A 10646-nucleotide genomic window follows, 5' to 3' on the forward strand; every position below is an offset into this window, starting at 1 on the left:
CCCCTCCCCTGACCGGTCCCCGCCGGTGAAAGGTCTGTCCATGAAGCCCTCGTCCCGTTCGCTGTGTCTGACGTTGCTGAGCGCCGCTGCCCTGCTGGGCGGCTGTGGAGGCGAGGAGGCGCCCACGCCGCAGGGCGAAGGTGTCGTGGTGCCGCCGGTCCAGACGGAGGTCGCCGGCAACGGGCTGAGCGCGAGCGCCGCGTATTGCGACGACGTGACGACGTGGGACCCGGCCTGGGTGACGTTCGAGACGGACGTGCTCACGCTCATCAACCAGCGCCGCGCCGCGGGCGCCACCTGTGGCGGCGTGGTGAAGCCCGCGGTGGGGGCGCTCACGACCAATGACAAGCTTCGCTGTGCGGCGCGCAAGCACTCCAAGGACATGGGCACGAACAACTTCTTCAGCCACACGGGCTCCAACGGCTCCACGCCGTGGCAGCGCATGGGGTCCGCGGGCTACAGCTACCGGACGGCGGCGGAGAACATCGCCGCGGGCTACGGCTCCGCGCAGGCGGTGGTGGACGGCTGGATGGCCAGCACCGGGCACTGCAACAACATCATGAACGGGGCGCTGAAGCAGTCGGGCATCGGCTACTACAACGCGCCGTCCAGCACGTACCGCGCGTACTGGACGCAGGACTTCGGCACGCCGTAGTTCCGCCTGAAGGTCGGAGGGCTATGCTTCGCGTCCCATGCCCTCCCCCTTCGCCGAGCACTTCCCCGCCCTGCGGTCCGGCTTCAGCTACCTGGACAACGCGGCGGGGGCGCAGGTGCCCACGCACTGCATCGACGCCATCCATCAATTCCTCTCGGGTGGAAGCTGCAACGTGGGCCAGCCCTACCCCGCCTCCCGCGTGGCCACCGCGCTCAAGGCCCGGGCGCGCGAGGAGACGGCGGAGTTCCTGAACTGCCCGCCCGACGAGGTGATGCTCGGGCCCAGCGCCACCGCGCTCACCTTCCAGGTGGGCCGTGCCGTCTCACGCCTCTTCCAGGCGGGAGACGAGGTGGTCATCTCCGAGCTGGAGCACGAATCCAACGCGGCCCCGTGGCGCGCGCTGGAGGCGCAGGGCGTGAAGGTGAAGACCTGGCGCGCGAGCTGGCCAGAGGGACGGCTGGAGGCCTCCGAGCTGCGCAAGCTCGTCACGCCGCGCACGCGGCTGGTGGCGCTGTCAGCGGCGGCGAACTCCGTGGGCGCGACGCCGGACGTGGCCGCGGCGGCGGAGGTGGCGCACGGCGTGGGTGCGTGGCTGTTCGTGGACGCGGTGCACTCCAGTCCGCATCACCTGCCGGACGTGCGCGCGTGGGGCGCGGACTTCGCGGTGTTCTCTCCGTACAAGGTCTTCGGTCCGCACCTGGGTTGTCTGTTCGTGCGGCGAGAGCTGCTCGCGGGGCTTCCGGCGGACAAGCTGTGGTTCATGCCGGATGACGGGCCACAGAAGTTCGAGCCGGGCACGGCGAACCACGAAGGCTGGGCTGGATGGTTGGGCTCGCTGCGCTACCTGCGTGACGTGCTGGGCGGTGGCCAGCCGGGACGTGAGGGATTGACGCGAGCCTTCCAGCGCATCACGCAGTTGGAGCAGCCGCTGCTGGAGGCCGCGCTGGAGCAGTTGTCCCGGCACCCGCGAGTGCAACTCTACGGGCCGAAGACATCCGCCGGGCGCGTGGCCACCTTCTGCTTCAACGTGACCGGCCTGTCGCCGCGCGCCGTGGCCGAGCACCTGGCGGAACAGGGCGTGGGCGTCGCGGCGGGGCACTACTACGCGACGATGGCGGCCCAGGCGCTGGGGCTCATGCCTGACGGAGCGGTGCGCGCGTCGTTGCTCCACTACAACACGGCGGAGGACGTGGGGCGCCTGCTCGCGGCGCTGGATTCACTGCCCTGATGTCCGCCGTCAGCGTCGCTCCCGCGGACGCAACGCTCGCCGCGTGCCATGGCTGAGCACCTGGCGGAACAGGGCATGGGCGTCGGGAGGGGGCAGCGGCGTTTGTACTAGATGGCATGCAATCCCATGCCAGACTCCCGCTACCTCTTGCACGACGCGAGCGCTCCCGGCCCATTCGTCTCGGAGGGAACCAGGGAAGGCATGGCGCCGTTGCGCTGGCTGGCGGCACTCACGCTGCTCTCGGCGTGCGGAGGCTACTCGTATCTCCGGGATGGTTACGGGACGTACTTTGGGATTGAGGTCCGCGACGGTCGCGAGATTCCATGGGTCTGCGGTCCATGGCCTGTCATCGACTCTTCCGTCGAAGCGGATGCCATCATCGACCAACTGTGCGCTCCGCTCATGGGGTTGCCCGCCGCTGCGCCACCGCGTGGCGAATATGGCCAGGAGTACTGCGGGGTCATCTACTCCCATGAGGGTCGCTACTATGCATCCTGGCCCGCTGCGCTGGAGACGCGGCGCCCCATCGCGGTTGAGCAGGAACGCCCTGGGGAGGTCTACGTGAGAGACGGACGCCGCTGGGTGCTCATCGGGCGCGTCATGGACAAGGTGAATGGCATCATTCAGCCCGTGCCGGAGGGCTCCCGATGAGACGTGCGTCGATCCTCGTGCTGTCGCTCGTTGCGTTGAGCGGGTGCTCCCTGATCCAGCGCTCGATGCGCCCACCCCATGCGCCTCCCGAAGAGGCCCAGAAATTCGTCTTCCCTGCCCTGCCCTTTCAGGAGGGCCGGACGACACTGCTGAGTGGGGACATCGCGACCGCCGTCCAACTCGCGATGGATGACTTCCTCCCCCTGGACCGCAAGCCACCCAAGGACGCCACGCCGGTCGAGCTGTGCCTCTTCCGTCGCGACATCTACCAGGTGTCGGTGGAGCAGCTGCCGGACGGCATCATCCTGGTCGGCATCTACGCGCGCACCGAAGTCTGCGACCCGAACGACACAGCCACGGATGCCGGAGGGCTCTACGCCGTCGATGTGCGACGCGGACTCATCGTCGCGCAACAGCGTTAGGGGCTCGCCCACCACTGCGCCCGCCGAACCACCGCACCGCGAAACCCTACCACCTCACGCCTCCACGGGCGGAGGAGGCCGCTTCGCCGTCAGCGTCGCTCCCGCAGATGCAACGCTCACCAGCCCGACCGCCAGCCATTGCAGGGGCGTGAGCTGCTCGCGCAGGAACAGCCACCCCACCACCGTGGCCACCCCGGGCTCCAGGCTCATCAGGATGCCAAAGGTGCGGCTGGAGAGCTGGCCCAGCGCCATCATCTCCAGCGTGTACGGCAGCGCGCTGGACAACAGCGCCACGCCCACGCCCGCGGCGAAGAGTCCCGGCGTCATCCGCTCCAGGTGCCCCTCGCTCAGCATGAAGGGCAGCACCGTCAACATGGCCACCACCATGCCCGCCGCCACGCCCTGCCCTTCCGGCACGCGGCGCGACAGCCTTCCTCCCGCCAGGATGTAGAGCGCCCAGCACGCGCCCGCCGTCAGCGCCAGCACCACGCCCAGCGGATCCAACCCGCCGGGGGTCGCCGTCCACGGTGTAATCAACACGATGCCCGTCGCCGCGAAGAGCACCCACACGAAGTCCAACGCCTTGCGCGAACCCACCACCGCGAGCACGAAGGGCCCCACGAACTCCAGCGTCACCGCGAGCCCCAGCGGGATGCGCGCGATGGCCAGGTAGTACGTGAGGTTCATCACGCCCAGCGCCACGCCATACGGAACGACGGCCGCCCACTGCGCTCGCGTGTAGCGCGACAGCGGCGGACGGAAGAAGGCCAGCAGCATCACCGACGCCAGCACCAGCCGCAGGCCCGCGGCCCCCACCGCGCCCAGGACGGGGAAGAGCCCCTTCGCGAGCGCGGCGCCCCCCTGCACGCTCACCACGGCGATGAGCACCGCGGGAATGGGGGGCAAGGAGGGAACACGGCGTCCGGCGACTTCGCTCATGGCGCCGGAATCTAGCCAGGGTGCCTCACGGATTCACGGGCGCACTCCACGCCCCCGTCCGCAGCAGCGCCCGGCGAGCGAGGAAGCGGGAGACATTCCACTCCGGGACCGAGTCCCCCTGCTCCAGCCGCTCCCGCTGCTCCTTCAGGACGGTCGCCAGCCGCCCCTGGTACTCCACCCCGATGGTGGCTTCGACCTGGACCAGCCCCGGCACGGCGTCCGCGGACAGGTCGTAGAACATTTCGGTGTCCAACGAACCGGTGCGCGCGTACCGCTCCAGGTTGTGGCGGACGATGAAGGCCTCCGGGTTGAGGAAGTTGAGCACGAGGACCGAACCCAGGGCCGTGGCGAACGCGCCCACCGCGAAGCGCTCCGGCTTCCACCACAGCGTCACCGCGCGCCAGGCCAGCGCCGCGCCCAACGCCACCATGAAGACGTGCGTGTGCACGCGCAGCAGCGTGTAGCCGAACGCGTCCTCGTACAGCGACAGGCGCCGCATCGCCGAGGAGAGGATGATCAACGTCAGCACCACCATCAACGACGTGCTCGCGCGGAAGACGGTCTGCGCCACGCGCGTCTCGCGCCGCGTCCAGCGCGTCAGGGCCATCACCAGCGCCAGCGTCAGCGAGGCGACGACCACCAGCTCGAAGAAGCCGCGCCGCGCGTACTCCGCGAAGGTGTAGCCGGAAGCGGGGGACGACGCGTCGCCGACGAACAGGTACGCCACCTGGAAGGCCGCGAAGACGAAGAACAGCGCGTTCACGGCGAAGATGAGCGTGAGCGCCTCGATGAGCCCCAGGCGCGGCGTGGCGGACGCCACCTCCGCGTCCCCCAGCTCCTTCGTGGCGCGGCGGCGCAGCGCATGCCCCAGCACGCCCGCCGCGACGCTCGCGCCGAACGCCACGCCGAGGCCGCGCGACACCATCGTGCCCAGGTCCATGTCGAACGACAGGAGCCGCTGCATGGTGGAGGAGAAGATGCCGTCCGCGGACTCCAGCAGCAGCCCGAACACGAACAGCACCGGCAGCGCCAGCAGCAGGCCTCGCGTCAGCGCCCCCAGGAGGCGCGAGTGGGTCTTGAGCCCCCGCATGTCCACGCTGTCCCGGACGAGCACCGGCGGGTAGAGCAGGCTCTGCGCGGCGGAGCCGAAGAAGACGACGATGTAGTCGGTGAGCCCCAGCCGCTCCACGCGACCCGCGGCCCAGAAGTGCGACAACATCATCAGGAGCACGGCCGCGGTCATCACGTTGAGCGGCAGGAGCCAGGAGCTGTCCCGCACCGCCACGAAGACGCTGACCAGCCCCAGCGGCGCCAGCAGCCACGCATTGGGCCGCGCGCGCTGCCAGCCTTCGCGTCCACCCAGCCACGCGAGCGCGCCCACCAGGACCGCCACCAGCAACGGGAAGCCCAGGCCCCAGCGCGCCCTTTCGAGCAGGACCTCCGCGAGCACACCCACGGTCAGCGACGCCGCCAGCGTCCGGCGAGGGGCTCGCACCCAGGGCAGCAGCGGCCGGGCCGGGGCCGCGACGGAGGGAGCGGGAGAAGGAGGAAGCGGAGACAGGGGAACGGACGGGTTCATGGCGTCGGCACCTCGCGGGCGCGTCGGCACCCGGAACAACGCCAGGATGCTCACGCCCGGCGGCACGGCTGGGGACCTCGGGGGCGAGCGGTCGCGGAGCCACGCTGAACGGCGCCGCCCCTCCCGTGGCCGGTCGGCACGGCCCGGGCCCGGAGCGACGGGCCATTCCCACCCGGGGTCCGCATCACAGGTACCGGGAGTCCACGCCCTGGACGAAGATGCGAGCCGCGCCGCGTCGACGGACACTCCGGGCCGGTCCGCGCGGCGTCCGGGATGGCCCGATGTTAGGTTGCCGCCCCGATGTCACCCCCGCCGCGGCTCCCCTTCCGCTTCCGTCCCCGCTCGACCCTGGCCCTGTGGGGCCTGGTGCTCGCCTTCGCGGGCTGTGACGGCTCCTCTTCCCAAAACCTGCCGGTTCCAGACGCGGGAGCCTGCGTCCAGGGCAACTGCCCGCAGCCCGACAGCGGAACGCCGGTGGATCCGTCCGGCACCCGCGTGCGCATCGCGGCGTTCAACGTGCATCGCCTCTTCGACACCCTCTGCGACACGGGCGCCTGCGGCGGCACCAACTACGAGGAGCTGCCCACGCCGGAGGAGTTCGAGGCACAGGTGGGCCAGCTCGGCCCGGCCATCACCGCGCTCAACGCGGACATCGTGATGCTGGAAGAGGTCGAAACGCAGAACTCGCTGGATGGGCTGCTGAAGAAGGTCCCGCAGTTCCCCCACTCGCACCTCGGGGAGACCTACACCAAGGCCTCCGTGGACGTGGCGGTCCTCTCGCGCCACGCCATCACGGAAGTGCGCAGCCACCGGAGCCAATACATCTACAGGCCAGATGGTTCCGCCACCCGCTTCTCGCGCGACCTGCTCGAGGTCCACGTGGACGTGGACGGGACGCGGGTCATCGTCTTCGCGGCGCACTTCCGCTCCAAGGTGGACGATGATCCGGGCCGCCGCATGGCGGAGGCCAATGCCGCGCGGGAGATCCTCCTCGCATCGGCGAGGGAGTTCCCTGACGCGATGATCGTGCTCGGCGGAGACCTCAACGACATCCCCGGCTCGGAGCCCATCAACGCCCTGGACCAGGCCCTGCTGCGCGTCGCGAAGGACCGGCCGGACAACGAGACCTGGACGTATTTCTATTCCGGCAGGGGCCAGGCCATCGACCACCTCTACCTCGCGCCCAACGGGGGCGGCGTCTATGTGCCGGGCTCCTTCCGAGTGGCCCGCGGGCCCACCGGCGGCTACGGCGGCTCCGACCACGGCGCGGTGTACGCGGACTTCGCGCTCACCCCTCCCTGACGCGCGCGGGACGGCGAGCCCCGCACACTCCCCCGCCCTGTCAGCGCGGTGCCTGTGGACCACCGCACGCGGAAGGCCTCGCATTGACGGGGCAATGACAGCCAGGGAGGAGCCGGGCTCGGCGGCCGATTTCCAGCCCGGCCCCCCTCCCTACCTTCCATGCCATGAAAGCAAGCTCATGGCGCATGCGTGCGACACGCCACCCTCGGGCGCTCTGGCATCCCGTCCTGGAGGGCAGGCCATGATTGAGGTGCGCACCTTCGAAGGTGACGCCTCCGAGGCGTCCTGGTTCCTCAACCGCGTCTGGCAATCCACCTACGGCAAGACAGCCCCGCTCCCCGTCTGGGACTCGCGCTTCTGCGACTGGCGGCTGTTCCGCGGCGGCCAGGCGCCACGCGACTACCTGCTGGCGGCGTACGAGGGGAAGACGTTGGTGGGCACCCTCTTCGCGGAGCCCGCGAGGCTGCGCCTGGGACGCGTGGAAGTGGACGGCAGCTATGGACTGCGGGCCACCGTCACGAACTCCCATCGAGGACAGGGCATTGGCGCGAAGCTCGCGCACGAACTGCTCCGGCGGCACCAGGACCGGGCGGCGCGGCTCACCCTGGGCTTCACGACCACGGAGCCCCGTCCGCCCGGCTTCTGGCGGCGCACGTGGAACACGCGCCTCTTCGGGGGCCTGGGGATGTGGATGTATGCCTTTGATGCGCGAGCGCTCGCCCGCTGGTCCTTCACGGACAACGAGCGGAGGCTGTTCACGCTGGCGCATCCCTTCCTGCGGCACCGCTTCCGGGAGGCGGACCGTCAGGACATTCGCCCCTACCAGCCAGCGGACCTGAACCGCTGCACGGCGCTGGTCCACGACATGCTGCGCCCGGTGACGCTGGGATACACGTACACGACCGAGCAGCTGGCGGCCCAGCTCCAGTACCGCGACGTGCCCCGGACCTTCGTGCTGGAGCAGGACGGCGAGGTGCGCGGGCTGGTGAGCTCGCACAGCCTGTTGATGACGGGCGTGGGAGAGCTCACCGCGGAGGTGGTGGACCTGATGGCCTTCCACGCCTCCGTGTCCACCGAGGACCGGCAGCGGCTGCTCCAGGTGGCCATGCAGGACATGGAGCGCCGGGGCGTGGCATTCGCGGGCATGTTGCGCGGACCCGGCACTTCCGCGTGTCTGTTGTTGCGCTCGGGCTGGGTGCCGCTGCCCCGCCGCGCGAAGGTGACGTGCCTGATGCCCACCTGCGACATGGACCTGCCCGCCGACCCGTGCGTCTTCACGCACCTGCGCTGACGCGCGAGCCCTGCACCTTGCGGAACAGCCACACGGCAAGGCTGGCCACGGTCCGCACGCCCCGGCCCGCGCAGACGCATAGCGCGGGGATGACGAGCAGCAGGTACTGCGGCCACTTGGTGTTCCACAGCAGCAGGAACACCAGGCCCACGACGGCGGCCACCGCCCACACGGGCCGCTCGCGCCACGTCCGGGGCAGGCCCAGCACCGCCAGCGGCAACAGCGCCCGTGCGTTGAAGTGCGTGAGGTAGATGCCCGGGTCGGAGCCCGACAGCCACGTGTCCGCGAGGAACACGAGCGGCTGGTACCAGGGCAGCCCAGCGCGGCGCACGTGCTCGTTGTGGGAGTAGTTCCAGTGGAAGGTGATGGACTCCCACAGCGACGCGAACGGAGACGCCCACAGGGCAGGGTTCACCAGGATGAACACCGCCGCCGTGGACACGACGATGGCGGCCCACGGGCGCCACCGCGTGCGCGCGCCCGATATCAGGAACGGCAGGAACGTGAGCCCGCCCACCAGGCCATACGGATACTTCCCCGCCGCCGCGAGCCCCAGCAGGGCGCCGGACACCGCCGTCCATCCCGGCGTGAAGCCCATTCGCCGGGCGCGCTCGAACGCGAGCAGCGCGAGCACCGCGAGCAACCCCGGCACCGCCTCCAGGTACGCCTGGGACGTGTACTTCGTGTGGTACGGGTCCCACGCGAGCAGGAGCGCGCCCAACGGATCCACGAGGGCGACGAGCCCCACCTGGAGCACTCCGGCCACCGCGGACAGGCCTCGCGTCACGTTGAACGCGGGGCGCGCTGCGTCCGGGATGGGCCGGCCCATGGGGACGTCCCGCCAGTCCGGCTCCGGCGCGCCCGACACGCGCACGGCTTCGGCGAAGAGCAGCTTCACCAGCGGCGGGTGTTCGAAGTTCTCCCGGAGCGAGCCGATGTCGCCCCAGCGGCCCTCATCCAGCATCCCGGCATAGGTGAAGGCGATGGGCAGGTAGACCGCCTCGTCGAAGTCCTGGCCCAGCCGTTCGACTGCTCGGGAGCGCTGCCAGACGGCGACCACGATGGCGACGAGTGCGACGAAGAGGGCCAGCAGGCGCGTGCGGGACACGTGCGCACGGATATCACGAACGTGCTGCCCGCCGAGCAGCCGGAGCATGGCCCTGGTGACGCGCGGCCCGACGCCCCAGCTTTGGAGCATGAGAATCGCTCGCATCCTCACCGTTGCCGCCCTGCTCGCGGGCGGATCCGCCATGGCGAAGAAGAACGACACCGTGGAGCTGCGGACGCCCCGGACGACCGTGCGTGCGAACGTCGACGCCCAGGGCCTCCAGGGTCCTGACCTGAAGCTCCAGCTGTCGGACAACGCGCTGAAGGGCCAGGCCTTCCAGCGCCCCGTGGACCTGAAGCTGTCGGAGCGGCGCATCGAGGGCACGGTGGGAGAGAAACCCGTGGAGCTCACCGTGACCGAGCGTCCGGACGTGGTGGAGATGCTGGGCACCTTCGCGGGCGAGCCCTCGTCGCTGACGCTCAGCCCGGACGCGCTGATGGGGTCGGTGGGGCCGTGCGGCTACAACCTCATCATCGAGCGGGACCGCAAGCACTACCGGGGCACGCGCGCCTGCGGCGATCAGCGGGAGAACGACGTGTTCGTCTCCATCCCGAAGTCCCTGGAGCGGGAGTCCGCGACCGGGCGCATGGCGGCGCTGAGCGTGCTGCTCGCGCATCCGTGAGCACGGTGATGGTGCGCGGGGCGCGGGTGTAGTGAAGTCCCCGCCGTGTCCACCCTTCCCTCCGGCGTCGCGCCCGAGCGCACCATCGGGCCGTTCCAACTGCTGGCCCTGGGCGTCAACGGCATCGTGGGCGTCGGCATCTTCTTCGCACCTGCGGAGGTCGCGGCACAGGCGCCCGGCCTGGGCGCGGTGTGGGCCTTCGCGCTGACGGGGTTGGCGCTGGTGCCCGTGGCGTTCGCGTTCGCGGTGCTCGGCCGGCGGTTCGACTCGGATGGCGGCCCCGTGGTGTTCGCGAGAGCGGCGTTCGGCGAACGCGTGTCGTTCCTCGTCGGCTGGGTGGCCTACGTCAGCGCCTTCCTGAGCACGTCCGCGGTGATGGCGGGCCTGGCGCGAGCGGTGGCGCCATCGGTGGGCCTGGGCGGGCCCATGGGCGAGCGGCTGCTGGCCTCCGCGCTGGTGACAGGCCTGGCGGCGCTGGTGGCGTCGGGCATTCGAGTATCGGCGCGGACCTGGACGGCGCTCACGGTGCTGAAGCTCGTGCCGCTGGCGGTGCTGCTGGGTGCGTTCTTCTTCCTGCCTGACAGGGATGTGCCGCCACCGCTGCCCGCCACGGGAGCATCCTGGCTGAAGGCGGGCCTGACGGTGATGTTCGCCTACCAGGGCTTCGAAATCGTCCCGGTCATCGCCGGGCAGGTGCGCGCGTCCGAGCGCACGGTGCCCATGGCGACGGTGGGCTCGCTGCTGCTGGCGATGCTGCTGTACGTGGGGCTCGTGTGGGCGTGCGTCGCGGCGCTGCCGGCTCTGGCGACTGCGTCCGCGCCCCTGGCGCAGGCGGCGGGGGTGTGGGGC

Annotated in this window: 11 protein-coding genes; 8 read left to right on the top strand and 3 right to left on the bottom strand. The window is 70.6% G+C overall.

Annotation, left to right across the window (positions count from 1 at the left end):
• Window positions 1–40 precede the first annotated feature (40 nt).
• From D7V77_RS36500 to D7V77_RS36515, 4 genes are all read left to right on the top strand, one after another.
• Window positions 41–655, top strand: coding sequence for a CAP domain-containing protein (locus D7V77_RS36500; RefSeq protein ID WP_120580877.1), 615 nt, complete (start codon window positions 41–43; stop codon window positions 653–655).
• 37 nt (window positions 656–692) lie between these two features.
• Window positions 693–1883: a cysteine desulfurase-like protein gene (locus D7V77_RS36505; protein WP_120580878.1), complete on the top strand. Its 1191-nt coding sequence runs from the start codon at window positions 693–695 to the stop codon at window positions 1881–1883.
• 201 nt (window positions 1884–2084) lie between these two features.
• Window positions 2085–2534, top strand: coding sequence for a hypothetical protein (locus D7V77_RS36510; RefSeq protein WP_211487284.1), 450 nt, complete (start codon window positions 2085–2087; stop codon window positions 2532–2534).
• On the top strand, window positions 2531–2956 hold the full coding sequence (locus D7V77_RS36515; protein ID WP_120580879.1) for a hypothetical protein: 426 nt from the start codon (window positions 2531–2533) through the stop codon (window positions 2954–2956). Before D7V77_RS36510 ends, D7V77_RS36515 begins: the two co-directional genes overlap by 4 nt.
• A 54-nt stretch (window positions 2957–3010) precedes the next feature.
• Here the strand turns inward: D7V77_RS36515 and D7V77_RS36520 are convergent, their stop codons facing one another.
• Window positions 3011–3895, bottom strand: a complete 885-nt coding sequence (locus D7V77_RS36520; RefSeq protein ID WP_120580880.1) for a DMT family transporter — start codon at window positions 3893–3895, stop codon at window positions 3011–3013.
• 25 nt (window positions 3896–3920) lie between these two features.
• Complete coding sequence (locus D7V77_RS36525; protein WP_147452275.1) at window positions 3921–5474, bottom strand: DUF4153 domain-containing protein; 1554 nt, start codon at window positions 5472–5474, stop codon at window positions 3921–3923.
• Between the two features lie 300 nt (window positions 5475–5774).
• Here D7V77_RS36525 and D7V77_RS36530 point away from each other — a divergent pair, with 300 nt between their 5' ends.
• Both D7V77_RS36530 and D7V77_RS36535 read left to right on the top strand, forming a co-directional pair.
• Window positions 5775–6776, top strand: a complete 1002-nt coding sequence (locus D7V77_RS36530; protein WP_120580882.1) for an endonuclease/exonuclease/phosphatase family protein — start codon at window positions 5775–5777, stop codon at window positions 6774–6776.
• Window positions 6777–7017: 241 nt separating this feature from the next.
• Complete coding sequence (locus tag D7V77_RS36535) at window positions 7018–8067, top strand: GNAT family N-acetyltransferase (RefSeq protein WP_120580883.1); 1050 nt, start codon at window positions 7018–7020, stop codon at window positions 8065–8067.
• Here D7V77_RS36535 and D7V77_RS36540 read toward each other — a convergent pair.
• Entirely contained in the window at window positions 8051–9265 is a 1215-nt protein-coding gene (locus D7V77_RS36540; protein ID WP_120580884.1) for a hypothetical protein, read from the bottom strand. The genes D7V77_RS36535 and D7V77_RS36540 overlap by 17 nt on opposite strands.
• Here D7V77_RS36540 and D7V77_RS36545 point away from each other — a divergent pair.
• On the top strand, window positions 9264–9797 hold the full coding sequence (locus tag D7V77_RS36545) for a hypothetical protein (protein ID WP_120580885.1): 534 nt from the start codon (window positions 9264–9266) through the stop codon (window positions 9795–9797). The two genes, D7V77_RS36540 and D7V77_RS36545, sit on opposite strands and share 2 nt — an antisense overlap.
• Window positions 9798–9881: 84 nt before the next feature.
• Window positions 9882–10646, top strand: a 765-nt coding sequence (locus tag D7V77_RS36550) for an APC family permease (RefSeq protein WP_120580886.1), incomplete at its 3' end; no start/stop codon positions are given.

Origin of the sequence: Corallococcus sp. CA041A, assembly GCF_003612075.1 — a bacterium.
In the GTDB taxonomy this organism is placed as follows: Bacteria; Myxococcota; Myxococcia; order Myxococcales; family Myxococcaceae; genus Corallococcus; species Corallococcus exiguus.